The organism is Mesorhizobium sp. M1A.F.Ca.IN.022.06.1.1 (assembly GCF_003952605.1).
Classification (GTDB): Bacteria; Pseudomonadota; Alphaproteobacteria; order Rhizobiales; family Rhizobiaceae; genus Mesorhizobium.
The window spans coordinates 2,050,936-2,077,831 of record NZ_CP034455.1; the positions used below are offsets into that span (position 1 = coordinate 2,050,936).

Genomic DNA, 26,896 nt, shown 5'->3' on the forward strand with positions numbered 1-26,896 from the left:
TTCCTCCCCTCAGCCTGCTTTTTTCAGTGACACCGCGCGCCAGGCGGCGACGGCTTTTTCGGCGGCTTCGGCCAGTGTGTCGGCCACGACCACCGCCTCGCCGGAATCGGCCAGGATGCGGCGCCCTTCTTCGACCTTGGTGCCGGCCAACCGCACCACCAACGGCACGTTGACGCCGACTTCGCGGATTGCTTTGACAACGCCCTCGGCGACCCAGTCACAGCGATTGATGCCGGCGAAGATGTTGACGAGGATGGTCTCGACATTCTTGTCACCAAGTACGGCGCGGAACGATTTCGCCACCCGCTCGGGCGAGGCGCCGCCGCCGATGTCGAGGAAGTTGGCCGGTTCGCCGCCGGCGATCTTGATCATGTCCATTGTCGCCATGGCGAGACCGGCGCCATTGATGATGCAGCCGATATTGCCGTCGAGGGCGACATAGGACAGGCCACGGTCGCTGGCAAAGGTTTCGCGCGGATCCTCCTGCGACTTGTCGCGCAGTTCGGAAATTTGGGGACGACGAAACAGCGCGTTCTCATCGAACGACATCTTGGCGTCCAGTGCCATCAGATTACCGTCACGCGTGACGACCAGCGGATTGATCTCTAGCATCGAGGCGTCGTAGTCGCGAAACACGCGGTAGCAACCAAGCAGGGTTTCGGTCGCCTTGCCAATGAGGTTGTTTTCGAAACCAAGCCCGAAGGCGATCTCGCGCGCCTGATAGTGCTGCATTCCCGCGCCAGGATCGACAGTCGCGCGAATGATTGAATCTGGCTGCTTTTCGGCGATCTCTTCGATCTCCATGCCGCCGGACGCAGACGCGACGATCATCACCCGCTCGGCTTTGCGGTCGAGAACAAAGGCGAGATAGATTTCCTGGCCAATGTCGACGGTCTCTTCGACATAGAGCCGCGACACCAACTTGCCGCGCGGCCCCGTCTGATGCGTCACCAGCTTCCTGCCCAGCATCGCCTCGGCCGCATCGGACACTTCCTGGTCGGACGAGCAGATGCGGATGCCGCCGGCCTTGCCGCGCGCACCGGAATGGATCTGCGCCTTGACCACCCATTTGCCGCCGCCGATCTCGCTGGCACGGTATGTTGCCTGCTCCGGACTGTAGGCCAGCCCGCCGCGCGGCACATGCACGCCATGACGGGCAAGCAGTTCCTTGGCCTGGTATTCGTGGATGTCCATCATGTCCTCCCGGTATTTTTACTGCGCCGCCAGATGCGCCTGGCCGGCGCGCTCGATCGCCTCGTTAACCGCCAATACGTTCCTGGCCATGCGCTCCGACGCGGCGTCGATCATCTTGCCGTCGAAAGCTGCCGCTCCCTTGCCCTGCGCCTCGGCCTCTTTCAGCACTTCGAGGATGCGCCTGGCGCGGGTGACCTCTTTTTCCGGTGGCGAGAAGACGTCGTTGGCGAGCGCGATCTGCGAGGGATGGATCGCCCATTTGCCTTCGATGCCAAGTGCTGCGGCGCGCCTTGCGGCTCCCTTGTAGCCTTCGGGATCGGAGAAATCGCCGAACGGTCCGTCAATGGCGCGCAGGCCGTAGGCGCGGCAGGCGACCGTCATGCGCGACAAAGCGAAATGCCACTGGTCACCGGGATAATCGGGGTTGAGGCCGCCGATGTTGACGGTGCGCGCCTTGTTGCTGGCGGCATAGTCGGCAACGCCGAAATGCATGGCTTCCAGCCGGCCCGGCGTGGCGGCGATCGCCTCGACATTGGCCATGCCGAGCGCGGTCTCGATCAGCGCTTCTAGACCGACACGGGTCTTGAAACCTTTAGCCATCTCGATCTGGTTGACCATGGCCTCGACCATGTAGAGATCCGCTGGAACGCCCACCTTCGGCACCAGGATGGTGTCCAGGCGGTCGCCCGCTTGTTCCATGACGTCGACCACGTCGCGATACATGTAATGGGTATCGAGGCCGTTGATGCGCACCGAGACGGTCTTGCCCTTGGCGCGCCAGTCGATGTCGTTGAGCGCCTGGATAATGTTTTTGCGGGCGCGTTCCTTGTCAGGCGGGGCGACCGCATCCTCGATGTCGAGGAATACGAAGTCGGCGGCGCTGTTCGCCGCCTTGTCGATCATCTCCGGACTGGAGCCGGGAACGGCCAACTCGCTGCGCTGCAGCCTCAGTTTCTTCAGGTGGTTGATCGTGTGGCTCATCGTGGGCTCCCCAGCATCGGGCTGTTGCTTTTCCAAGTCCTTTTGTGTTCTTCACAGGCTAGCACGCCTTGGACGCTGGGGTTCTGCTGCCCAGCCGGCGATGCCGCACAAGATCTGCATATTTGCGGCCACTTGCGCAGCAAATCCTCTTCCCTGGTTCTTTCGTCGCCTGGGAAGCGGTTGCACCCATTGGGAGCGCAGCAGAAATATTTTCGGCAAGAAGATTTTCGATTTAGTGTGATTTTTGGGATTTTCCCCAATCTGTTTTCACAAACCGCAGTGGCGATCTAAGCACAAGATCTCCCCACCAGGTCACCGATCTTACAATCAACTTCCCCACCTTTCGAAGCCCATTACAATCCTGAGGTATACTGCGAAGCCGAAGTGTCAGCCCCGCAAAAGGTCCGCCTAGCGTGGCCAACTGCAACTTACCGTTCGCCGCCCCTCCAGGCTGAGTGTGATCGTGGATGGCCACAGGTGACAATGTCATCTTTCCTTGCTGAACCTTGCCCATAAGCCGACAGAGATCCAACGGCGAAAAACCTCAGTCGCATGCCCTTATTCGCAGGAGAACGCCTCGGTGGCCCTCGATCGCGCTGCCAATCGACGCAGTTGCACGGCTATTTTGCCGGAAATGAACGGTCGATTGTGAGGTTAGTAATGAAAGGTACAGCAACTGCCGCGTTAAAGGAGCTCAAAAGGCAGGACCTCCTTCAAAAGTGCGCCTATGTGAATGGAGCTTGGCTCTCCAAGGCTGAGACGATCTTGGTGGTTGACCCGGCTACTGGCCAGGACTTGGCTCACGTGGCTGCCTGTGAGGTGTCTGATGTAGATGACGCGGTCAGCTTCGCGAGGACTGCGTTTGAACATTGGCGCAATGTTCTTCCTTGGGAAAGGGGCGCATGTCTGCGGAGATGGGCCGCCGGTATTCGCGAGAATGCGGAAGACCTTTCCACCATCATGACCGCTGAACAAGGCAAACCATTAACCGAGGCGCACGGTGAAATTTTATATGCCGCCAGCTTTCTTGACTGGTTTGCGGCAGAGGGTGAGCGAGCATATGGCGAGACCATTCCGAGCCATCTTGCGGGCAGCCGGCTCTCCGTGCAGATGCAGCCGGTCGGAGTGACGGTCGCTATCACGCCTTGGAACTTTCCGTCGGCGATGATCACCAGGAAAGCAGGAGCCGCCTTGGCTGCGGGCTGCACGATGATTGTGAAGCCAGCCCCGGAAACGCCCTTGTCCGCTCTGGCGCTTGCCCGCCTTGCCGAGGAGGCAGGAATCCCGGCTGGCGTGTTTCAGGTGATCACGGGAGAGGCTGCCCCACTCGCAAAACGGCTATTGGATCATAGAGATGTGCGGGCATTCTCCTTCACGGGCTCGACGGAGGTCGGTCGGATCCTGCTCGAGCAGTCGGCAAAAACCGTGAAGAAGGCTTCGCTTGAGCTGGGCGGCAATGCTCCTTTTATAATTTTCGATGATGCCCCATGGAGACAGCCGTAGCTGGATGCATAGCAGCCAAATTTGCCACATCCGGTCAGGACTGCCTGGCAGCCAATAGGATCTATGTTCAACGAGGCAACTATGAGCGCTTCGTGGAAGAATTCGCGAAGGCCACCGGTAAACTGAAAGTCGGACACGGATTCGAACCCGGCGTCGATATTGGCCCAATGACCAGACCATCCGTCGCCGAAAAGTGCAGACGGCAGGTGTCCGAAGCTCTTTGTTCCGGGGCTCGCATCGTTGTTGGCGGACAGGATAGTCTTCTCGGGGGCAACTTCGTTACCCCGACTGTTCTCGCCGATGTCACGGACGACATGCTGGTGGCGAAGGAAGAGACCTTTGGGCCGGTGGCGGCAGTCCTTCCGTTCGATGAGGAGGCGGAAGTGCTTGCACGAGCCAACAACTCGGAAATGGGCCTTGCGGCTTACGTTTACACAAGAGATCTGAATCGCGCCATGCGGCTAACCGATCAGTTGGAATACGGCATGGTCGCCGTTAACACCCCGAAATTCACCGGCGCTCCCATACCCTTTGGCGGATGGAAACAATCCGGGCTCGGCCGCGAGGGCTCAAGGCATGGTCTCGCCGAATATCTGGAAGCCAAATACGTGTGCATCGGTAATACGGCAAACTGAAGGGACAGACGCATGAGTATCAACATCAAGGACATCAGCGAGAAGGATAGAAATGCTGTCCTGCATCCTTTCACACAGCTCAAGGATTTTGCCACCGGCAAGCTCGGCGAGCCGACCATCGTTGAGACAGGCAAAGGCATCCGCATTCAAGATGCGCATGGCAACCAGCTGATCGACGGATTCGCCGGCCTTTATTGCGTCAATGTCGGTTACGGCCGCACCGAGGTCGCGGAAGCGATTTCCCGCCAGGCTTTCCGTCTGGCCTACTATCATTCCTACGCCGCCCACACGACCGACGAGCTCGCAATCCTTTCCGATCGCCTCGTGAAGATGGCGCCGGGCAAGATGAGCAAGGTGTTCTACGGCATGTCCGGCTCGGACGCCAACGAGACGCAGGCCAAGCTCGTCTGGTATTATAATAATCTCCGCGGTAAGCCGACCAAGAAGAAGATCATCTCGCGTGAACGCGGCTATCACGGCTGCAGCGTCGTGTCCGGCTCGATGACCGGCATGAGCTTTTATCACGACCACATGGACCTGCCGCTTCCGCAGATTGTTCACACCGGTGTTCCGCATCATTACTGGGGTGCAACCCCGGGCGAGACCGAACTGGAATTTTCAGCGCGGCGCGGCGAGGAACTTGATCAGCTGATCGAGCGGCTGGGGCCAGACAACGTGGGGGGCTTCATCGGCGAGCCGGTGCTCGGCACCGGCGGCATCACGCCTCCGCCGGAAGGGTACTGGCAAGCAATCCAGGCCGTGCTCAGGAAGCACGACGTGCTGCTCATTGCTGATGAAGTTATAACCGGCTTTGGCCGTACTGGCTCCATGTTCGGCTCGCAGCACTACGGCATGGAGCCAGACCTCATCACGATCGCAAAAGGTCTGACTTCGGCCTATTTCCCGCTTTCCGCGGCAATTGTCGGTGAAAAAGTCTACAAGGTCCTGGAGGACGGGGCAGACAAGGTCGGGGCATTCTCGCACGGATATACATATTCAGGCCATCCGATCGGGGCTGCCGCGGCCAACGCGGTCCTCGACATCGTCGAGAAAGAAGACCTTCCCGGCAATGCCCGTGACGTCGGCGCGTTCTTCCAGGCGCAGCTGCAGGAGAAATTCGCGCAGTTGCCGATCGTCGGCGAAGTGCGCGGCGTCGGTCTAATGGCTGCAATCGAATTCGTTGCCGATCGCGGCAAGAAGAAACGTTTCGATCCGTCGCTGAAGGTCGGTGCACGCATTTCGAAGGCAGCACGCGACCGCGGCCTGATCGTCCGCGCCATGCCGCATGGTGACATCCTCGGCTTCGCTCCGCCTTTGGTGACAACCAAGTCTGAAGTGGAAGAGATCATTGGCATCGCTGAGAGTGCAGTGCGCTTCGTTATGGATGAGCTCACGAGAGAGGGAGCTTAGCGTCTGAGGCGGGCGACAGCCGAACCTGCGGCGCCAGACGCCCTGATGTCTGCCTTAGGCAGGTTCAGCCTCCTGAGCGGTTCACCGGTGGCGACGCTAGCGAAGATCAATGGACACTTAGCGGGAGAATCCTCGGCACCCGAATGTGGTGGCTCAGCGCCAATCCAAATGCCAAAGCCGGTCGCGCAGTTTTGCACATGGCCGTTTCACGAACGAGAGATCAGGCTAGGAGAAAAGGAACTCCCGGGATGCTAGACTCGCAGTCGACCTGCCGAAATTTTTGCTTTTACCTCCTCCCTGCCTTTTCGCTCCAGGCGTTCTCGTCGGCAGTAGAGGCGCTAAGGCTCGCCAACGAAGTGTTGGGGCGGGACGTGTATAGCTGGCAGGTCGTTTCGGACGACGGGGGGCCTGTGGTCTCAAGTTGCGGGTTGTTGGTATGCGCTGCATCGTCGTTGTCGTTCGAACGTGAAAGAACTCGTCGATCAATCTCAGCACCGACCGTCGTCGTCGTCGGCGGCCGTAGTGCTCCTAGCGCGCACAAACAGCTTGAAGCCTGGTTACGAGAGTGCAGAAACCACCGCAGTTGTCTCGTAGGCATAAGTAGCGGAACGATTGCGCTTGCTCGTGCCGGTGTTGCAGAAGGGCGGCGTTGCGCGGTTCACTGGGAACAATTTCCTATATTCTCTGAGCGCTTTCTGGGTGTGTCAGCCACTCAAACCGCCTTTGAGCGGGATGGAGACCTGTACACCTGCGCCGGGGGAGACGCTCCCTTCGACATGTTCCTAGATTTGATTGACGGTCACCATGGGACGATAGTGGTCAATCGTATTTGTGAAAAAGCTATCGCGTGCAGGACCCGTTCAGCGGGTGACCGCCAACGTTTGCCACTCCATTCACGAGTGCAACTAAATCATCGGGCGGTCATCAAGATAATCGAGGAGATGGAGGCAAACCTTACGGAGCCACTGCTATTGGACGAACTTGTGGGATCAGCCGGTCTTTCCCGACGTCAAATCGAGCGGCTGTTTAGGAGAGAACTGGGATGTTCTCCAAGCCGTTATTACTTGGATCTTCGCCTGGAACGGGCGCATCTGCTGCTCATCAGTTCCCGCCTGCCGGTCGTCGAGATAGCGATGGCTTGCGGCTTCATCTCCGCATCGCACTTCTCAAAAGCGTACCGAGACGCCTACGGGTGCGCGCCGCATCAATCACGACTGCCAGTTCACCAACGAAAAAAAACGCGGTCGAGCGCGCCGGAAGAAAATAGAATCAGAAAAATCGACCGGAGGCTAAGTTACGAACGAGTGCCTAACTGCCACTAGCAGAGCGTTGTTCTGTGAAGATCGGTTATGGCGCTGGTGTTGGTGATGGGCTCACGTCGATGAGCTCGTGTCGATTGTCAGGTTCGAAAACCGGGCTCGCTCTGGGTCGACCCGGGCGCGATAGAAGAGGATTTTCTCAACATGATACCATTGCCATTCCACCCCGACGAATACCGCAGCAGGCTTTCCGCTATTCGCGCGGAAATGGCGCGCCGCAACCTCGATCTTCTCATCGTCAACGACGTCGCCAACCAGCATTACATCACCGGCTATGACGGCTGGTCGTTTTACACGCCGCAGATGGTCCTGGTCCCGCTCGCCGACGAGGAGCCGGTCTGGATCGGTCGCGCCATGGATGCCGCCGGCGGGTTGCTGACGGCCTGGATGAAGCCGGAGAACGTCGTCGGTTTTCCCGAAGATCATGTCCAGCGCACCGACCGTCATCCGATGGACTGGATTGCCGCCTGGATCGACAGGAAGGACTGGGGGCGCGGCAATATCGGCATCGAGCTTGAGGCCTACTACTATTCGCCAAAGGCGCATGCGCGCCTGACAGCGGGCCTGCCAAACGCAGTGTTCCACGACGCCGACCTGATGGTGAACTGGATCCGCAGCGTCAAATCGGAAGCCGAGATCGGCTACCTACGCAAAGCCTCGCGTCTTGCCGAGGCGGCGGTCACCGCGGCATATGAGGTGATAGCGCCAGGCGTTCGCGAGTGCGACGCCATCGCCAAAATCCAAGCCGCTCAGGTAGCTGGATCGCCGGATTTCGCCGGCGACATCACCGCCCTGCCACCGACAATACTGGGGGGCGAAAATGCATCGGCGCCGCATATCATGTGGAGCGATCGTCACTTTGGCCACAACGAAACCGTCGCGCTCGAGCTGGCCGGCGTTGTTCGTCGCTATGCCGCCGGTCTGGCGCGGACGCTTCAGCTGGGCGCCATGCCAGCCAAGGTCGGCGACACCGGCAAGGCCGTGCTCGAAGGCATGGAGGCCGTGCTTTCGACCATCAGGCCTGGCGTCTTGGCGGAGGACATCGAGGCGAGCTGGCGCAAGGTCATCCAGAGCTACGGCCTGAAGAAGGAATCCCGCATTGGCTATTCGATCGGCGCGGCCTATCCGCCAGACTGGGGCGAGCACACGATTAGCCTGCGCCAAGGGGATAAGACAATCCTGAAGCCAGGCAATGTCCTTCATTCGATCCTCGGCATGTGGATGGACGGCTGGGGGATCGAAGTGAGCGAAACCATCCTCGTCACCGCTGACGGCTGCCAGACTCTGACCAGCTTCCCGCGAGAGATCTATGTCAAACACTGAACGGCAATGATGGATCCCGCGCTGGAACGCCGATGATCGAACGGCGCCAACTCCATCGCAATTCGGCAACCGTCGAGCAAAAAGAGCGATGCGCCGGCCTTCGAAATCAGTGTTCGAAGAAGCCGGTTCAGCGGCATGAGGCAGAGGCCCGCTTCGGTATTGCCGTCGAAGCCGTCGCGGCTGCCGGTACCGGCCTTTGGCGTACGTTCAGCTTCTTGCAGCGTGCCCGCGCGCGACGACTGGCGTAGCGGCGGGTTCGATCAACGTGGGAAGGGCGACGCCCAGGTTCTGGCAACCGACGCTAGACGTTTGATCCAGGTTTTGATGCGGCTTGTCCTCCGAATCCGGGATGCGCTATGTGCCGGGTTCTTCATGGGAGCGCCACGACGACAGCGGTGTTCCGTCGAGCGATACAGCATGAAAGAGCCTGAAAGCGTTATCAAGCTCACCCATCATCGAGAAGAATGACTCTGCATCAGGTCCCGGCATAACCCAATCAAGTATGCAGGGTCTGCTCGGGCTCGGCTTTCGGGTCGCCACGCAAAATTGGCACGGAGCTTGTCCACCTTTGGAAGCTTAGCCCCTCACGCCGCAGGAATTGCCAAACGGTGTCATGTGAGACCTTCACACCATGTGCCTCAAGCTCGGCTTTCAACTGATGCAGTGTCAAATGCGGGGCCTTGTCGATTCGCTCCTGAATGAAATCCCGGTGAGGTTCCAGAACGCGCTTTCGGTGGCCACCCATCTTGCGAGGCTCGATAGAACCGCTCATTCGGTAGCGCTGCGACCATTTAACGGCGGAAGAAACTGCAATCCCAAAACGAGCCGCGACCGACCGGCAGCTCTCGCCAGCTTCAATCGCAAGTACGATGCGCTCGCGCAGGCTCTTGGAGAGGGGTGCTGTCATTCAAGCTTCAGTCCTGGTTAATCTTGATAATGCGAACCTAGGCAAGAACTGAACCCGGTACGTTTCACTGCTCTGAGATTCTATGTCAAATTCAGTTTGCCGATCGGATTCATCTTACGACAAGATGGTCTCGCTATCAGATGCACTTAGAACGTCAGACCCCTAAGGCGTCTGCGCCGTAGCAAGCTCTGAAGTGGAGGCATGCTGGCCTCCATGAGACCAATCTTTGCCCAGCAATAAAATGGGCGGAGTTGGACAGCAGCGGTCCTTTCGCGACGGATGTCGCGCAAAGCGCCAGTTGCCAGACTGACTGGCCATCGCCTTCGGGTAACGAGAGGAACTGCGCCTCGATCCATCAAAGCCTCTAGGCCAATACTTCGCTGACCGGTCGGGACGGGACTGAACGCTCCATGACCGTAGTCCCTCAGCGGGTCAAGGCCATGCAATCGGGGACGAAGACTCAATGCGGATCTTTCAAACCGCTTCCTTGACGGCAGAGAGGAACTGCTTGGTGCGGTCGCGCTGTGGGCTGGTGAACAATATTTGCGGGGGCGCCTGCTCCTCTATCGAGCCGCCATAAAAGAAGCACACGCGGTCAGAGATGTCGCGAGCAAAGCCCATCTGATGCGTGACCATGATCATGGTTAGATTGTGCTCGGCGACTAGCTTTCGAATGACATGTGTCACCTCGCCGATGACTTCGGGGTCGAGGGCGGAAGTGACTTCGTCGAAAAGCATCACCTTGGGCCGCATCGCCAACGCGCGGGCTATGGCGACGCGCTGTTGTTGTCCTCCTGATAGACGGGAAGGATGCTGGTCGCGCTTGTCGATCATACCCACCATTTTCAGGAGCTCTTCGGATCGCTCAAGCGCCTCTTTCCTCGAAAGCCCCAGTACCTGGACTGGGCCTTCCATGCAGTTCTGGATCGCGGTCATATGCGGAAACAGGTTGAAGTGCTGGAAACACATCCCGATCGAGGAGCGAATCTTCCGCTGGTATCGCTCGTCTGCCGGCACAAGGATCCCATCGCGGGGCATGTGTGTCAGCGGCTTGCCGTCGACGTATATCACGCCGCCATTGATAGTTTCGAGTGTCATAAGGGCTCGCAACACCGTGGTCTTCCCGGACCCTGAGGGTCCTATAATGGTAACCATCTCTCCTTCGGCCACGTCAAAATCGAGGTGGCTGATGACGTTGAGCCTTCCATAGCTCTTGCTGACGTTCATGAACCGGACCATGGGGCGGTCATTCTCCGGCAGTTCAAGGGGATAGTCGGTATTGCTCATTTTACAGTCCTAGTCTCAGCCGCAGCCGTCGTTCGAACATCCTGACGAGTCCGGCCGTCGGAAGCGAGATCAAGAGGAAAATCAGGCCAACCAAAGTAAAAGGTTCCAAATACCTGTAGTTCTCGGACCCTAACGCGTTGGCCGTGTGCATTAGCTCCATGACACCAATCACCGACAGCATGGGCGTGTCCTTGAGGATGCCCACCAGGTAGTTGCCGAGGCCTGGCACCGCAGGCGCAAGCGCCTGCGGGATGATGATGCGTACATAGGTGACGCGGGGGGACATGTTCAGCGCACGGCACACTTCCCATTGCCCGGGAGCCACGGAATTGAGGCCTGCGCGGTAAACCTCTGAGAGATAGGCCGAATAGTGCAGACCGATCGCAAAGATGCCGGATACCCAGGGCGACAGGAAAATCCCGAACTGGGGTCCGACGTAGAAAACAAAGAAAATCTGCAGGACCAAGGGCGTGGACCGGATGAATTCAATCAGCTCCCTGACGACAAATGTCAGTGCGGGCCACTTTGTGCGTTGTGCAAGAGCGAGCAGCAGGCCGCCGACCAGAGCGATTGCATACCCGACCCCGGCCGCAATCAACGTGTTGAGGGTTGCCCACAGCAACTGTGGCAGGATCTCCCACGTAAAATCCCAGCGCCAGTTGAATGTCATGCCCTTCCAAGCCTCCGGGCAACCAAGCGTTCGGCCCAGCGCATCATCGGGGTTATGAGGAACCTGGCAAGGATGTAGTAGATAATCAAAGCTGTTCCAAACGCCTGCGCCGACAGATAGGTCGAGGCGTTGATCTGGCGTGTCTGGAACATGAGATCGGCGACCGAGATGAGGGAGACCAGGGCGGTTCCCTTGAGAAGCTCGATCAGGAGATTACCCCACGGCGGAAGCATGATCGCCAGCGCTTGCGGCAGTATGATCCTGCGCATCCTCACGCCCTGCGGCATCGACAGCGCGGTTCCCGCTTCCCATTGTCCGCGCGGAACTGACTCTATGGCGCCGCGCACAATCTCGGCGCCATAGGCACCGATATTGAGGCCGACGGATATGTAGCCGGCGGTGAAGTTCGGAAGCGTTATACCAAACAGCGGCAACACGAAGAAAATCCAATATAGCTGCACCAGCAGCGACGTTCCGCGGAACACTTCAATGTAAATCACCGAAGCGCCGCGGACCAGCGGGTTTCTCGAAATCTTTCCAAGTCCTGCCACATGGGCGACCAAGATCGCAATGAGAGCAGCGAGCAGGAACTGCGTGCATGTGACCAGCGTTCCCTGCAGTAGAACGGGCTTAAATTGTTGGAGAAACTCCAAAATTGACATTCACCATCCTCTTTACGCATCGGAACTAAGGCCTAGTCCCGAATGCCACCGTCAGTGGAGGGCGCTAGCTCTGCGGTCCTGTTTCTTGGGCATAGGGTCGAATCTCAGAGCTCACATGACCCGACAAATGTCCTTCCATAACCCTCCGTCTGGCCGTTAAGGTAGCACGCTTCCAAGACCGATTTTGGCTCGTATAGCTCTTGCCACGCAGGAAATCTGCGTTCTTTTTGGTATTGGCGCATAATCTGATCGAGGAAAGACCTGTTCCGTTATGGGGGCAGCGCCAGGGGGAGACAACCCCGGCGGGAAGCCGTACCCAGCAACTCGGCATCCGCCACATTGCAATGACCTGGCTGGCGCCGTCCGGCGGCGACCCCTCCCCGGAATACCAGAAATCGCGTGATCTCACATGCGCAGAAGGCATCAGGGTGGCGAGGTGCAGTGCGCGACATAGCAGAGCTGCGGGTCCTCATGCGGAACGTGCTGGCCCTTCCGGCAAGAGCTGACGCCGCATCGCTGGAGCTTTAACGCAAGCGTTCGCCAACGACGCCAAGGCCGTCCGTAAGGCAGCGCGGTACCCGTTCGAGGTCGTCCGAATCTTCGCGAAGGATGTCCGAGAAATTCTGCTCGAAAAGAGGGAGTGGCGGTGCCGCGGGCCAGACATATGACCTGAACCGCAATAAGTTGAGCAATTTTTCAATCCTGAACTGGCAGCCGTGGCCCTCTGATCAGCCCATCGCGTCCGGCGCTACGTTCGCGCAACGAAAAAGCTTGGCAAATGCCGGCGTCTCGGCCGCCACACCCAACGTGTGGCGGATGGCGAACAACTGCTGGCGACAACTAGGTCAAGTGGAGCTGTTGCGGACGCTGTTGCCCGAACCAGACAAGGGTTGTGAGATCCGGATGCCAATATTTCTGGTCTGCACGTAGCCATCAAGGGCTTCCTGACCCTTTTCCCTACCGTAGCCAGACTTCTTCACTCCACCGAACGGCGTTTCTACGCCGCCGACGTACCATCCATTCACGTACACTTGGCCAGCCCAAAGGCGATCCGCGCTCCAAAGAGCCCGGTCGATATCCCGGGTGAAAACGCCCGCTGCCAAGCCTTGATCGGTATCGTTTGCCAGTTCGATCCCTTTTATCGGATCATCGAAAGCAGTAACGGAAAGAACAGGGCCGAAGACTTCTTTCTGGAAAAGACTACTATTTGGCGCGACATCGGCAAATACAGTCGGCGCCATGAAATAGCCGCTTCGCACCGAAAGTGCAGTTCCGCCGGCCACAAGCCGTGCCCCTTGCGACAGGGCCATCCGGCAGGCGCTCTCGACCCCTCTCGCTGCTTTTGAGAGATCAACGGGGTGATGTCGCAGTTTTCGCGTCCTGGTCCAATTGAGAGTCCTTCGACGCAGGCCTTCACTCTTTCTAACGTTTCATCAGCGATTGAACGCTCTACAAGCAATCTTGTTAGGTTGTTGCAATTCTGGCCAGCATTTAGATAGGTTCCGATACGCACCGCTTCCACGACGGCGTCGAGATCGGCATCGGAATAAACGACAGCGGCTGATTTGCCGCCCAGTTCCATGATGCAGGGTACGATGCGCTCCGCTGCAGCCTTGAGGACGGTTCGCCCGGTTGCCATGGAGCCCGTAAAGACGATGTGGCGAACATCGGGATGATCGATCAGCGCCTGGCCTGCCGTCTGGCCATACCCAGTGAGCACGTTTACGGCTCCGGCAGGCAGGCCCGCGGTCTCACAGGCGCGAGCAAGTTCTATGCCTGATAAAGGAGCCAGTTCGGGGGACTTCACTACCACTGAGTTACCAGTTGCAATGGCGCAAGCTAGTGAACGGGCCGTCAGTTCGAGGGGGCCGTTCCAAGGAACGATCTGGGCTGACACTCCGAAGGGGCTTCTAACCGTATAGTCAACAAGATCCGCCCCCCGCGGAATAGAGCGACCTTCGAGCTTGTCCGCCAAGCCAGCGTAGTACCGCAGGTATCTGACGGCGGTCCGAACCTCGCCACGGGCAAGGTCCAACGCCTTCCCAGTCTCTATGCAGTTAATGATCGCGACCTCGTCGCTGCGTGCCTCAAGTGCGTCCGCCACGCGGAAAAGCATGCGCCCACGGTCGTACGGGTGCATGTCTATCAAAACGCGGTCGCGAAAGACACGGTCGGCGGCAGCAACGGCGAGATGCACTTCTTCAGGTCCTGCCTCTGCAATAACCGCTACCGTCTCTCCGTTTGAAGGGTCATCAACCTCGATCCGTTTGCCAGACGAACAATCTCTCCACTCCCCATCGATGAAATTCTTGATCACTTCTGCGCTCGACATCAAAGTCCTCCAGTTTACCCATTATCCGATCCGAGCCGGTCAAAAGAAGCGCAGGCTTTCGCTGAGTCATTAGGGAGGCTCCTTCGCATTTGCGCGTTTCGGGCCTGCAGAGCATTAGGGCGGCTTGCAGAGGCTCGGGCCGAATTAATATTGGCCGTTTGTGAGCCGGACTCAGCTATTCTGGAGCCGAACCTCGAACCGCAAGTTGGCCGCGGTTGCAATGCCCGGGGTGGTTCAAAAGGCTGGGTTGGCAGTTTGAGAACTTATCTAGCACCCTTGAAGATTACAGCATCAGGAGCTGGCCATGGCCGACTATTGGCTTCCCATATTGCGCGAGCCTCAATGCGTCCCACAGCATAGCCTGGTTTGCAGTTATCACTGGCTTGCCGAGGCGCGCCTCCAGGCGGTCGATTATGCTTGAAGTCCGAAGGAGGGTGCATGGGATGAAAAGAGCTTCAGCTTCAGAGGAATCGAACGAGCAAGAGGCCTCGAAGATACTTTCCGGGGAAAGTCCGGCGATGTCGGAATCATTTTTGCAGTGGAATGAAGCAGACGCGCAGACCGAAATACCCGACCTGCTGAGGGCCTCGGTGACGACAGCGCCTACCTGATCGATATAAGGTGTGAGCATGGCGATGCGTTTCACCTCGAGCCTGTCGAAGGCGCGCAAAGCTCCTGTCATCGGTGAGGTTAAGGAGGCCCCGGGTCGGGTTGTCTGTAGCTCCTCTTCAAACCTTTTCTGCGAGATGATGGCTGATCCCGATGTGCAGGCGTAGGCAAATACTTTGACGACACCTGGCGGGTCGAATAGCTCGCCAACCTTAGCGATCTCATCAACATGGCGGTAGAGGTTTTCGACCGTACTGGGCTCGTGATGCTTCATCCTGGCGGCACAGAAACTGATGCCGTCATCATGCATCATTCTGCGCAATTCAAGCTCTGTGAGGACGTCGTTGGACGGGGTTATCAATCCGATGACGGTCTCAGTTGCCACAGCAGGATATGATGGCTCAACGTGAGTGGTGTAGAACGCAGTCTCACTAGGCATCTCAAAGTTCTCCGTGCGTACGATCCGTTTCCGGATTAGACTCGTACTTTCTGATATGTCATCCCTGGTTTTTCGCAGAGCGGCTGCTGATGAAATTGGCTGTGCTAGAGGCAGTCGCCTGCCTCTAGCACACAAGTTTTCAGCGATGAGCGCAGACCCATTCTGTTGTTGTATCGCCTGGCAACGCCTTCTCGTCGTAACCATCTTCTGCCGCAGCCTTCATCATCTCAGGCGTTCCGAGATAGCGCTTCAGTTCGGTATTGAATTTTGCCACGAAATCTTTGTCTGAATTCCTAAATCCAATACCTATCCAAGCGGACGATTCCTCCGGCATCAAGGCGGGATTGGTGGCCTCCACCTTCCCTCCAGATTTTTTGGCGATATCCTGGACGACTGTATAAGACGTCACTCCGGCGGCTGCTCGACCAGCGATCACCGCCGCAAGAATTTCGGTACCTCCTGGAACCTCCATAATCTGCGATGCGGGCACGCCCAGCTTCTTAGCGATCTCGATGCCAGCGTAGCCTGCCCCAGTCACCATGGTCGCATTCTTAGTCACCAAATCCTTGTACGTAGTGATTTGTTCCGGATTTCCGGATTTCACCATGAAGACATCTGTTTCTTTAGAAACAGGCTCCGAGAATGTTATGTTGTCGCACCTCTTTTTATTGATATACATGCCACCTGTAATTAAATCCAACCGGCCGGCTTGCAGCCCCGGGATCAACCCACCCCAATCGGTCACCACAGGCTCGATATTGGTGTAACCCATTGAACGAAGAACCCCTTCGGCAATGGCATTTACGTACCCCAGAGGCTTGTTGCCCTCACCAGGATATGCCTGTGGCGGCTCGGAAGCAAAGCCGAGACGAATTGTCTTGCCGCTTGCCGCGCGATCAGCAAGCTCACCTGTGTAAGCGGGCGCCGTCAGACCGACGACGACGAGCCCAATGCTCAGAAAAATCTTGGTTGTACGTTCCATTCTGTTCCCTTTTCTTGTTCTGTTGAACGCGCGCCTCTCGGCGGCGATGGGCGTTCTTCCTTTGCACTTCGAGCAAGAGACGCTTGCATCAGGTATGATAGGCCATTTTAAGTGCTCCTTTCTGCGAAGAACGCAGCTCTTGGGCATTGCAGCTGCAAAACTTCCCGCCCAAGCGCAGAGATCCTGCGTGCACGAGCACCATCGAAATGGATGACTTAATACGGCTGAGCAGATCGGTGGAATGCTGCGGAGGGCACGGGGAGCATCTTCGCAACGCGAGAGACCTGAGCCTCAGCCGGCATTTTCGTGTCTCCGGTGCCTTCAGCGGCGCCGGAAGACAATCTCTGGATCTTAATCCTGAAGGCGGTCGTCGAGGGGCGCGAGCGCGAGCAGCAGGCCGCCGACCAGAGCAATTGAATACCCGATCCCGGCCGCAACCAACGTGTTGAGGGTAGCCCACAGCAACTGTGGCAGGATCTCCCACGTAAAATCCCAGCGCCAGTTGAATGTCATGCCCTTCCAAGCCTCCGGGCAACCAAGCGTTCGGCCCAGCGCATCATCGGGGTTATGAGGAACCTGGCAAGGATGTAGTAGATAATCAAAGCTGTTCCAAACGCCTGCGCCGACAGATAGGTCGAGGCGTTGATCTGGCGTGTCTGGAACATGAGATCGGCGACCGAGATGAGGGACACCAGGGCGGTTCCCTTGAGAAGCTCGATCAGGAGATTACCCCAAGGCGGAAGCATGATCGCCAGCGCTTGCGGCAATATGATCCTGCGCATCCTCACGCCCTGCGGCATCGACAGCGCGGTTCCCGCTTCCCACTGTCCGCGCGGAACTGACTCAATGGCGCCGCGCACAATCTCGGCGCCATAGGCACCGATATTGAGGCCGACGGATATGTAGCCGGCGGTGAAGTTCGGAAGCGTTAAACCAAACAGCGGCAACACGAAGAAAATCCAATATAGCTGCACTAGCAGCGACGTTCCGCGGAAGATCTCTATGTATACAACGCTTACACTCCGGATAGGCCACTTGCTCGACAGTTTGCCGATGCCTGCGGCCCCGGCGGCAGCTACAGCGACCAGCGTAGCAAGCAAGAATTGCGCGCATGTGACCAAGGTCCCCTGTAAGAGCGCCTGGCCATAGTTTTGGAGAAACTCCAAGATTGACATTCGCCATCCTGCGTCAGACACGGCCGGGAGGCAAGCCTCCGGCCGTGTCTGGGCGGGGTCAGCGGTTGGCGCAAACCCACTCCGCACTCTTGTCATTTGGTAGCAGCTTTGCGTCGTAGCCATAAGGCTCGACAGCCTTCATCATCTCGGGCGTACCGATGTATTTTTTCTGAGCCTCGTTGAACTTCTCCACAAAGTCCTTGTCCGACTCTCGGAAGGCTATGCTGACCCAGTTTTGAGTTGATTCCGGCATTGCATCCGGGTCGGTTACGTCAAGTTTTCCACCCGATTTGCCAGCCACAGATCGAGACAACAGGTATCCCGATGCCCCGGCATCTGCTCGTCCCGCCTCGACCGCTGCAAGAATTTCTGTCTGTCCCGGCACTTGCATGATTTGATCTTCCGGAACTCCTGCCTTTTTCGCTTGCTCTATATTGCTATATCCTATGCCGGTCACCATAGTCGCCCCCTTGGCTGCGATATCTGCATAATTGTGCAGCCCTTTAGGATTGCCAGCTTTGACGATAAGCGCGTCGGTCACTTTCGCCAAAGGCTCGGAAAATGTAACGCTTTGGCACCTTGATTTAAGGATGTAGAGCCCCCCGGTAGCCATATCAAACCGTCCAGACTGCAGTCCGGGTATAAGTCCGCCCCAATCTGTTACGACGATCTCTACGTTTTCGTAGCCCATCTGCTTAAGGACGCCGAGAGTAATCGCGTTTACAAACCCTACTGGGTGACCATTACTGTCCGGAAAGGCGAACGGCTCTTCGTTCGCGAAGCCGATGCGGATGGACTTGCCGCTGGCGATACGGTCGGTTAGTTCTCCTGCGTGGGCCTGAAAAGCGGCAAGCGCGACGGCAAGGCCCAAGCCAGCCGCAATGTATGAAAGTCTGATCTTCATTTCTCGTTCCCTTCTTATTTGTTGAATTATCCAGCAGCCCGGGATGGGCGTTTCCAGCTTTGTAGAAGCGTCTTTTTTTGCAGAAGCTGATCTCCTATTTCGTTGAGTAACAAACCGGTGTTGGGCGATTGCCGCATAGTCCGGGCCCGCCAAGGCGTTATTCGAAAAGTTGATGGGCTAATAATCAGTCGATAACGACCAAGCGGCGCTCCACATCGCAGAAGCGCTGGCCGCCCTTCGCTGTGACCACGAAAGGTTCTGAGATCGCTGCGCCAAAATCGTCGAGCCACACTCCGGATTGGAAGTGGAAGCACATTCCTTCCTGCAATAGCGTTGTTTCACCCGCGCGGATGCTGATAGTGCGTTCGCCCCAGTCCGGCGGGTAGCCAACACCGATTGAGTAGCCGACGCGGCTGTCTTTGCTGTAGCCATTCCGTTTCAGTGTACGTTGGAATACGGCGGCTACCTCTTCGACGGCCACGCCCGGCTTGGCCGCTTCGAGTGCGAGGTCGCCGCCTTCAACGATCACGGAGGCCAGACGCGAGATTTCTTGTGGCGGCTGTCCGACGTGAATTGTGCGGGTCAGGGGCGCGTTATAGTGGCGACGTGCCGCGCCAAGCTCCATCACCACTAGCGCTGACTCGGGGATCGCCTGGCCCGTCCATGTGAGGTGGCAAGTGCTCGTCCCCTCACCAATCTGGATTAGGGGACACAGACCAGTGTAGTCGCCGAACTTGCCCTCACCCAAAATCTGATTGCGGTAAATGTCCCCTACGACCTCATAGTCGCGAACCCCCGGCTTGAGCTTCGCAATCGCCTCTCGCATAGTTCTGCTAATGATACGACCCGCCTCTCGCATATAGACGAGCTCGGCTTCTGACTTGACGAGCCTCGCCCAGTTTACAAGTTCCCGACTGTCCGAGATCTTCGCATTAGGCACGCCTCTAACAAGGTGCTGATGGGCCCGCGCGGTGTAGTAGTGAGTGTCGAGCTCGACGCCGATGCGATCGGAACCCCACCCTTTGGAATTGATGAGCCCGCACAAATCATCGAAAGGATGATTTTCCGGATGGTGAACCAAAGTCTCCGCGAATCCGAAGATGTTCTCGGCCGGCAAGTTTGTTGTAACGGTAGCCGATTTTGCGTCGATCGGGCGCCCGAACCAAAGAGGCATATCCTCGTTGACATGGACTAGCACTGCCTGCGGCGTGTAGAAGGACCAACTGTCGTAGCCCGTAAGCCAGTACATATTGGCTGGATCCTGGCAGATGAGGAGATCAAGACCAGCTTTTTGCATCCGCTTCTTCGTGTCCTGGACGCGCCAGTCGAACTCCTCACGCAGAAAAGGTTTTTGGTAGCTCATGCATATGATCCTTCTCGAAATTGAGCATGTGCGCTCTTGAGTTCGCCCAAGCTCGTGCGGCCCAGGACGACCGCAGGCGACGCCCGGAAATCTTGATGCCCATTCTCGCACGTCCCAGTTTGCTTGTGTTGCGGGTGCTCAGGCGAGCATTTGTCTCAAGGCATTCTCAGTCAAATGCAGTGTTTATATTGGCATCATCTCGCTTCGAGATGCCGGGGCCTGCAGACAAGAAATTGCGCGTTGAAGAATGCCGCTGGCTTCGACTAAAGACGCCCATGTCACCTGACGCTGGGCCATCTGCACCCATCGTGCCCATATGGATTTTGTCTTCGGCTTGGGCACCGGCGCTTACGACAATCGTGGCGGCGCGGGGCAGCCGCTATGCTGGGAACCACTGCCCAAGGTCCTGATATTTATAAGGGCGCCGGTTCCCTCGACCCCTGTCGGCACGTGCTTGGGTGCCGATCTCGGCGCGTTCCCGCTCCAGAGTCACCATCCGATTATGTTGCACGGCGGCCCTTCAAGTCATCACCACATTTACCCTGGTGCATTCTGCTGGAGTCACGCTGCATTGGGCCGCCTCACGGCGCAGAAATACTGCACTCCTGGTATGCAGATCAGCGGAAATCAGAGCATATCTGACAATATTTTATTGGCCACGACCAGTCCGCCTTAGCCCGCGCTTTCGCCCAAGCTCCAACAGGTTTCAAATGGCCAGCAAAGTACCATCGCATGTCGAATACGTTGTCATCGGAGGCGGCATAATCGGCCTCTCGATAGCCTATCACCTGACACGTCTCGGCCACCGGGACGTTCTGCTTCTGGAGCGCGACCAACTGACATGCGGCACGACCTGGCATGCTGCGGGCCTGGTGACGCAACTCCGCGCCAACGAGACCATGGCAAAGCTCGCTCAATACTCTGCGGATCTGTTCAGGGACCTCGAAAATCTAACCGGTCAGGCAACTGGTTTTCGGCAAACCGGCTCCATCACTGTCGCCGCGACCCAGGACCGCCTAGAAGAGCTTAAGCGCGGGTCTTCGATGGGCCGCTCGTTTGGCCTGGACGTGGAGATGATAAGCGCTGCGGAAGCCCGACGCCGCGTTCCATTGCTCGATGTCAGTGATGTCCTGGGGGCGGCATGGATCGCTTCCGACGGGATGACCAACGCTATCGATACCGCCCGTGCTTTCGCAACTGGGGCGAGGCAGGGTGGAGCAACGATCCTTGAGCGGACACCCGTCACGCGCATCCTCGTCGAGAAGGGCCGTTTTGTCGGCGTGGAAACCAGTCAGGGAACGGTCCGAGCTGAACGGGCGGTCATCTGCACCGGCCTATGGACGCGGAATATAGCTGCTGAACTTAACTGGTCGGTGCCATTGCAGGCTGCCGAGCATTTCTATGTTGTCACCGAGGCGATTCTCGACCTACCCCATGACCTACCGACGATCCGCGATATGGACGCGCGCGTATATGCAAAGGCAGACGCCGGGAAATTGCTCGTAGGTTTCTTCGAGGCCAATGGCAAACCTTGGGGCATGAACGGCATCCCCCAGGATTTCAGCTTCGATTCGTTGCCCGAAGATTTCGACCACATCGAACCGTATCTCTCTGCGGCCATCGAGCGCATGCCCGTCCTGGCAAATGTCGGCCTCCAACTGAATTTCAACGGCCCTGAGAGCTTCACGCCTGATAACCGGTTCCACCTCGGGCCATCGCCTGAAATTCAAGGTCTGTATGTCGCCTCTGGATTCAATTCCTGCGGTATCGAATCCTCGGGTGGTGCGGGCAAGGTCATGGCAGAGTGGATGTCGACAGGCTTGCCAGCGGGAGACTGCTGGGAGATGGACGTCCGGCGGTCAATGCCCTTCCAGCGGAACAGGCGGTATCTTTACGACCGCACGGTGGAGGCGGTCGGCAACCTCTGGTCGGTTCATTTGCCGCATAAGTCGCCGAAGACGGCACGCAACGTCCGCGTATCCCCCCTGCACGATCGCTTGTCCGCCGTCGGCGCGAATTTCGGTGAAAGTGCTGGTTGGGAACGCGTTCAATGGTTTGGTGCACCTGGATCCCCAAATGAAAGCCATGCAACCTATCGCCGGGACGAATGGTTCGAGCGAAGTGGCGCGGAGCATACCGCCACCCGCTCCGGCGTCACTCTGTTCGACCAAACCTCCTTCGCGCACCTTCTGGTGCAGGGTTCGGATGCCCTTGCGCTGCTACAGTGCTTGTCCACGAACGACGTGAACGTAGCGGTCGGCCGTGTTGTCTATACGCCGTGGCTGAACGAGCGAGGCGGTATGGAGTCCGACGTCACTATCGCACGCATCAGTGACGAGGAATTTCTTGTCGTGACAGCGGCGGTCCAACGCACCCGTGATCTCGCCTGGCTGCGCTTGCATGCCAAGGGAGCCGGCCACGTCTCGGTTGCCGACGTATCATCCGGATATACGACCCTCTCCGTGATGGGTCCGCGATCGCGTGAGTTACTGGAGCGCGTTAGTCCTGCGGATTTTTCTAACGAGGCATTTCCCTTCGCAACGGCTCGTGAAATCGAGGTCGGGTATAGCCTCGCGCTCGCATTCCGGATGACCTTTGTCGGCGAGTTGGGCTGGGAACTTCACATCCCGACCGAACAAACACTAGGGGTTTACGACGCCCTGGTGGCCGCCGGTGCCGATCTCGGCCTAGGCCACGCCGGATATGTCGCTCTCAACACGCTGCGCCTGGAAGCGGGCTACCGTGACTGGGGTGCAGATGTTGGTGATGAGGACACCCCGTTGGAATCGGGACTGGGGTTCACGGTTGCCTGGGATAAGCGCGAGGATTTCATCGGACGCGCTGCACTCGAGGCCCAGCGCGGCAAACCCTTGCGCCGGCGGCTGGTCCAGCTCGCTGCCGCAGATGCCAAATCGTTGATGTTCGGGACCGAGCCTGTCTGGCGTAACGGCAGCCTTGTCGGATACCTGCGATCGGCTGGATTTGGCCACACTGTCGGCTGTGGCATCGGCATGGGATATCTCACGGCAGAAGCCGGGGTGACGGCTGATTGGCTGTCCGGAGGGTCATTCGAAATCGAGATCGCTGGGGAGCGCTATTCCGCCATAGCTTCTCTGCGGCCATTCTATGACGCCGGACGCAGCCGCGTGAAGGGCGAGTGGCGTGCTGTGGAGGAGTTGGTGGCGAAAGAGCTCCTCAAGGCCTGAAAACTAGACTGCGCAATCTTGGACGACTGAGCTGCGCCTCTGGTCGACCAGCACGCGCTGCATCGGGTCGCGCATCGATTGGGGATAAGATGCCCACAACGCGGCCCGCTATGACGTCGTTGCTACAGGCCAGCTTAACGCTGGCCTCGTTTCAACGGCCCTCAGCCAGGGCAACGGTATTTGTGCTCTGGCTGGCATAACGTGGGCGAACGGCAGCTCATGGGCTTGTCTCGCAATCGCATCGGCAATTTCGTGCAACCGTATTGGATTTTAGCGCAGTGAAGGCCGCCAAACTTATCCAGGCTTGTGAGACGCTCGGTGTCCCAGCTGTATACGCCATCCGCTTGCCATGACCCGGTTTCGGGTCGCACGCCGGCCATGCTCGGCCAGTGCGTGGATGGAGGGAACAGCCTAGTTCCTCATCTTGAATTTGCACGGCGCCGAGATTGCTCGGTCTGACGACGGAGCTGGATTGTCATGCCTCGCGATGGCGCGCCCAGTTAGCTAGCAACCCTGCGTACCTATCTGAGGTGCGCGCGGGCAGAGTTTAAGAGGCTATGCAGCGCTAGCAGGCCAAGCCGCCTTCCACCAAGTTGACCCAGTAGCCGATCCCGTAAGGGATTGCATTGTCGTCGAAGTCGTAGGTTGGATTGTGCAGGCCCGCGGTAGGTCCGTTGCCAAGGAATAGGAACGCGCCAGGTCGCGCCTGCAACATGTAAGAGAAGTCCTCCGAGACCATCACCGGCTTGACCTGTTCGTTGACTGCCTCTCGCCCCACAAGACCCCGCGCGGCTGCGGCGGCCAATTCGGTCGCCTCTGTGTGGTTGAACGTCAGCGGCTCGAGACGCCTGTGCCGATATTCCACTTTAGCCCCGAAAGCTGCCGCGATATTTTCAGCGCAGACCTTGATTTGTTTTTCCGCAAAATCACGCAATGCTGGCGATAGGCTCCTAACCGTTCCGCCCAGCGTCACGGAGTCAGGTATGATGTGGTAGGATTCACTTCCGGTGAATTTCGGCACTGACACAACGAGCGCTTCCGTCGGATCGAGGTTTCGGGAAACCAAGGTCTGGAGCGCCGTGATGATCTGTGCTCCGACCACCACCGGATCTATAGTAAAATGAGGCGTTGCAGCGTGTCCGCCCCGGCCTGTGACAGTGATGTCAAACTCGTCGAGGGCCGCCATAATCGATCCGTCGCGAATACCGAATTTGCCAACGTCAATACCTGGCATGTTGTGCATGCCGAAGACTTGGGAGATATTGAACCTGTCCATCAACCCTTCTTGCACCATTCGTCCGGCGCCCTGCCCGTCTTCCTCGGCGGGTTGGAAAATGAGCGCCACCGAACCCTTGAAGTCCCGAGTGGCGGAGAGATGCTTAGCAGCACCCAGCAGCATGGCGGTGTGGCCGTCATGACCGCAGGCATGCATCTTCCCTTCGATCTGGGAAGTCCAAGGCTTGCCGGTAGCCTCGACGATCGGCAGGGCGTCCATATCCGCGCGCAGGCCAATCGTCGGTCCGTCCCCGCCGGCGCCTTGGATCACCGCAACCACACCGGTCTCGGCTATGCCCGTCTCGACATGGTTTATCCCAAAGGAAGCGAGCTTTTCGGCGACGAAGCGGGCGGTGTTGTGCACGTTGTATCCGAGTTCCGGATTCTGGTGGAGGTGACGGCGCCAAGCGATAGCCTCATCATGAATATCCCGGAATTCATCGATGCTGCGCATTCTTGTCTCCTGCACCAAAAATGAGCAGCCCGCGCCTCGCGTCTGCCGGCTTGAACCACATCTGCGCAGCGGGGCTCAGCATCCTAGATGCGCGGTTCCGCGTCGCGTCTCTATCGCTGGAAAACTTCCAGGGTTGAACCCCTACAGTCAAATGCATTGTGTGTATTGACCCCATCTCGCTTCGAGATGAGGCAAACTCCTCGCGTTCACGTGGGCGACAGACTTCTAGATGATCGGCGGTCAGCTGGTGTTCCCGGCTATTCGGCAAGTTCCGAACCAGCCAGATTGATAGCGAGCCGAAGTGACCGGTGTGCCTGCGGCCGCTTGAGCTTGCAGAATTCTACTTGACCAACGACACCTTCATTGCTGCCCCGCGTTCATGAAGTATGGCGTCAGACATTTTCTCGGCGACCATAATCGTTGGGATGTTCGTATTTGCTCGCGGGCAGAATGGCATCACCGACGCATCGGCGATTCTTAAACCGGATAGTCCATGAACGCGGCCTGTCGGATCCGTCACACTGTTCGGATCATGAGCAGATCCCATTCTGCAAGTTGAAGTGGGATGAAAATTCCCAAAAACGTTTTGTCGTACAAAGTAATCAAGAAGCTCGTCGTTATTTAGAAGGTCTGAGATGCTGCGACCATCAGTGATAGCGAATCTGATCAGGCTTCGACGAAGCGACGAGGAACTATCCATAACGGCCGCGAGCAAGGATGTGAGACCGTAGTTCAGACGGTTGTACTTGCCGATCCGCTTTGCTCGTCCAGTCCAGGTAGAAGGAAAAGGGTCGAGCGCCGTATTCGCCAAGGCCTTATGATTAATCAGTCTTGCAACGAATCGAAACGCGTTTTTCAATCGCTCCGCGTCGCGCTGGTCGCTCAACATGTCGAAGTTCACTTCTGGCTCAATGAAATGAGAGGAACTCTTGAGCGAGACAGTTCCTGTCGAATAGACGCGATTAACCCAGAAATTGAGCGTCCCTAGGCGTTTGCCAATGGGATGCCAGGCAGATTTCGCCAGAACCGAGATGGCCATATCGGTAGGCGGGCAACCGTCGTGACCGGATGAATACCGAGCATGCATCTGGATATATCCGGTCGCGGTCGGCAACATCCGATCCTCTGGCTTCAAGTACGCCGAGATGGCGACCCCGGCATGCTCCTGCAGGTTTTTTCCGACTCCTTTAATATCTGCGATGACTTGAATGCCGAGCTCTGATAAGGGTTTAGCCGGGCCAATACCGGATCGCATCAGTATTGCGGGCGAATGAATAGCGCCAGCACATAGGACCACAGTTGGTGCGCTATAGGATTGGCGACGACCGGTCTTACTCTCAGTATCGACGCCAGTTATTTTGCGACCTGAAAGAGTTAGTTTTACGACCGTAGTTTCTGCCAAAATTGTAAGATTTGTCCGAGCGCGGACACTCTCTGGCAAATAAGCCATCGCAGCTGACACTCGGCGACGATTGAGGTTTGTTAGTGGAACAACTGAGTGGCCATCGCGGAACTCACCGTTGAAGTCAGGCCAGAAGGGTATATTTTCATCTTCAAAAGCCGTCGACACCGCGTTCACGAATCCTGACCACTCTCCTTTGTCGGCACGGCTAATCGGCAACGGCCCGCTGTTGCCGTGGAAGTGATCGCGAAAGTCCAGATCGCATTCGAGTCGGCGGAAATATGGCAGGACGCCTTCCCAATCCCAACCCGTTGCCCCGGTGGAGGCCCACTCATCATAATCGGCGGGTCCACCCCGATTGGCGACTTGAGCGTTGATACTGGAGCCTCCACCTATGACTCGAGCTTGCTCATAGTGCACACGTCTGTCGCTATTTCGCGCAACGGCTGCAGTAAGTGACGGCCACTGATATCGTTGATTGTAGTAAGCGCGCGTCGGGTTCCCATCTAGAATATCATCAGGAATTTCGTTGGGGAGAAAGTCAGGCCCAGCTTCGACGAGCAGGACGTGACTACCATCGGCCGACAACCTGTTCGCCATAACGCATCCGGATGAGCCACCACCTACAATTATATAGTCAAAAAGCAACGATTTCTCCCCATCTTGCGGCAGCAAGCTAGCACAGTTCTAGAGCGGAAATTTGCGAATGAGATCATTCCTGGGCAGGAAAGCCCCGATTTTTTGCAATTTCCGCAGAAACACGCGATTCTCCTGCACGTTACGAAGAGAGCGAATTCCTTCCCCTTACAGACATTAAAAGCACCCATCTTGACAGAAGCCGTGGGAAGAGTTTCCACACGCGCA

The 26,896-nt window shown here is 57.6% G+C and carries 19 protein-coding genes and 3 pseudogenes; 6 read left to right on the plus strand and 16 right to left on the minus strand.

Going from position 1 to position 26,896, the window contains the following annotated elements:
• Positions 1-9 precede the first annotated feature (9 nt).
• On the minus strand, positions 10-1,194 hold the full coding sequence (locus EJ078_RS09765; protein ID WP_127316354.1) for a malate--CoA ligase subunit beta: 1,185 nt from the start codon (positions 1,192-1,194) through the stop codon (positions 10-12).
• An 18-nt stretch (positions 1,195-1,212) separates the two neighbouring features.
• A complete protein-coding gene (locus EJ078_RS09770) occupies positions 1,213-2,175 on the minus strand; it encodes a CoA ester lyase (RefSeq protein ID WP_208721383.1) in 963 nt (320 codons plus the stop codon).
• Positions 2,176-2,835: 660 nt separating this feature from the next.
• On the opposite strand from EJ078_RS09770, the pseudogene EJ078_RS09775 reads away from it, so the two are divergent.
• The 5 genes and pseudogenes from EJ078_RS09775 (at position 2,836) to EJ078_RS09795 (ending at position 8,613) form a co-directional block, all read left to right on the plus strand.
• Positions 2,836-4,313: pseudogene (locus tag EJ078_RS09775) on the plus strand (NAD-dependent succinate-semialdehyde dehydrogenase).
• A 12-nt stretch (positions 4,314-4,325) separates the two neighbouring features.
• Positions 4,326-5,723 carry an aspartate aminotransferase family protein gene (locus EJ078_RS09780; protein WP_127316356.1) on the plus strand — a complete coding sequence of 466 codons (1,398 nt, stop codon included), beginning with the start codon at positions 4,326-4,328 and terminating at the stop codon, positions 5,721-5,723.
• 248 nt (positions 5,724-5,971) lie between these two features.
• Positions 5,972-7,045 carry a GlxA family transcriptional regulator gene (locus EJ078_RS09785; RefSeq protein WP_127316357.1) on the plus strand — a complete coding sequence of 358 codons (1,074 nt, stop codon included), beginning with the start codon at positions 5,972-5,974 and terminating at the stop codon, positions 7,043-7,045.
• Positions 7,046-7,186: 141 nt separating this feature from the next.
• Positions 7,187-8,365 (plus strand): M24 family metallopeptidase, encoded by a 1,179-nt coding sequence (locus EJ078_RS09790; protein WP_127316358.1) that lies wholly within the window; start codon positions 7,187-7,189, stop codon positions 8,363-8,365.
• A gap of 32 nt (positions 8,366-8,397) precedes the next feature.
• A complete protein-coding gene (locus EJ078_RS09795; RefSeq protein WP_127316359.1) occupies positions 8,398-8,613 on the plus strand; it encodes a hypothetical protein in 216 nt (71 codons plus the stop codon).
• A 317-nt stretch (positions 8,614-8,930) separates the two neighbouring features.
• On the opposite strand, the pseudogene EJ078_RS09800 reads toward EJ078_RS09795, so the two are convergent.
• From EJ078_RS09800 to EJ078_RS09850, 12 genes and pseudogenes are all read right to left on the minus strand, one after another.
• A pseudogene (locus EJ078_RS09800) lies at positions 8,931-9,272 on the minus strand (helix-turn-helix domain-containing protein); the annotation flags it as partial.
• A gap of 474 nt (positions 9,273-9,746) precedes the next feature.
• On the minus strand, positions 9,747-10,559 hold the full coding sequence (gene ehuA, locus EJ078_RS09805; protein ID WP_127316360.1) for an ectoine/hydroxyectoine ABC transporter ATP-binding protein EhuA: 813 nt from the start codon (positions 10,557-10,559) through the stop codon (positions 9,747-9,749).
• A 1-nt stretch (position 10,560) separates the two neighbouring features.
• Positions 10,561-11,229 (minus strand): ectoine/hydroxyectoine ABC transporter permease subunit EhuD, encoded by a 669-nt coding sequence (gene ehuD / locus EJ078_RS09810; protein ID WP_126057679.1) that lies wholly within the window; start codon positions 11,227-11,229, stop codon positions 10,561-10,563.
• Positions 11,226-11,891 (minus strand): ectoine/hydroxyectoine ABC transporter permease subunit EhuC, encoded by a 666-nt coding sequence (gene ehuC, locus EJ078_RS09815; protein WP_126057678.1) that lies wholly within the window; start codon positions 11,889-11,891, stop codon positions 11,226-11,228. Before ehuC (EJ078_RS09815) ends, ehuD begins: the two co-directional genes overlap by 4 nt.
• Positions 11,892-12,736: 845 nt before the next feature.
• Positions 12,737-13,201, minus strand: a complete 465-nt coding sequence (locus tag EJ078_RS30310; RefSeq protein WP_245459176.1) for an aldehyde dehydrogenase family protein — start codon at positions 13,199-13,201, stop codon at positions 12,737-12,739.
• An 80-nt stretch (positions 13,202-13,281) separates the two neighbouring features.
• A pseudogene (locus EJ078_RS30315) lies at positions 13,282-14,223 on the minus strand (aldehyde dehydrogenase family protein); the annotation flags it as partial.
• A 283-nt stretch (positions 14,224-14,506) separates the two neighbouring features.
• On the minus strand, positions 14,507-15,271 hold the full coding sequence (locus EJ078_RS09825; RefSeq protein ID WP_127320312.1) for a hypothetical protein: 765 nt from the start codon (positions 15,269-15,271) through the stop codon (positions 14,507-14,509).
• A 139-nt stretch (positions 15,272-15,410) separates the two neighbouring features.
• On the minus strand, positions 15,411-16,253 hold the full coding sequence (locus EJ078_RS09830) for a transporter substrate-binding domain-containing protein (protein WP_127320314.1): 843 nt from the start codon (positions 16,251-16,253) through the stop codon (positions 15,411-15,413).
• Between the two features lie 351 nt (positions 16,254-16,604).
• On the minus strand, positions 16,605-16,766 hold the full coding sequence (locus EJ078_RS09835) for a hypothetical protein (RefSeq protein ID WP_210212261.1): 162 nt from the start codon (positions 16,764-16,766) through the stop codon (positions 16,605-16,607).
• Positions 16,763-17,428, minus strand: coding sequence for an ectoine/hydroxyectoine ABC transporter permease subunit EhuC (gene ehuC, locus EJ078_RS09840; protein WP_208721385.1), 666 nt, complete (start codon positions 17,426-17,428; stop codon positions 16,763-16,765). Before ehuC (EJ078_RS09840) ends, EJ078_RS09835 begins: the two co-directional genes overlap by 4 nt.
• A 58-nt stretch (positions 17,429-17,486) precedes the next feature.
• Positions 17,487-18,332: an ectoine/hydroxyectoine ABC transporter substrate-binding protein EhuB gene (ehuB, locus tag EJ078_RS09845; RefSeq protein WP_126057673.1), complete on the minus strand. Its 846-nt coding sequence runs from the start codon at positions 18,330-18,332 to the stop codon at positions 17,487-17,489.
• Between the two features lie 184 nt (positions 18,333-18,516).
• Positions 18,517-19,695 (minus strand): M24 family metallopeptidase, encoded by a 1,179-nt coding sequence (locus EJ078_RS09850; RefSeq protein ID WP_127319289.1) that lies wholly within the window; start codon positions 19,693-19,695, stop codon positions 18,517-18,519.
• Positions 19,696-20,405: 710 nt separating this feature from the next.
• Between EJ078_RS09850 and EJ078_RS09855 the strand changes: the two genes are divergently transcribed.
• Positions 20,406-22,901 (plus strand): FAD-dependent oxidoreductase, encoded by a 2,496-nt coding sequence (locus tag EJ078_RS09855; RefSeq protein ID WP_208721399.1) that lies wholly within the window; start codon positions 20,406-20,408, stop codon positions 22,899-22,901.
• 565 nt (positions 22,902-23,466) lie between these two features.
• Here the strand turns inward: EJ078_RS09855 and EJ078_RS09860 are convergent.
• Positions 23,467-24,630 (minus strand): M20 aminoacylase family protein, encoded by a 1,164-nt coding sequence (locus tag EJ078_RS09860; protein ID WP_208721402.1) that lies wholly within the window; start codon positions 24,628-24,630, stop codon positions 23,467-23,469.
• A 340-nt stretch (positions 24,631-24,970) separates the two neighbouring features.
• Positions 24,971-26,680, minus strand: a complete 1,710-nt coding sequence (locus tag EJ078_RS09865; protein ID WP_126057670.1) for a GMC family oxidoreductase N-terminal domain-containing protein — start codon at positions 26,678-26,680, stop codon at positions 24,971-24,973.
• Positions 26,681-26,896: the final 216 nt, after the last annotated feature.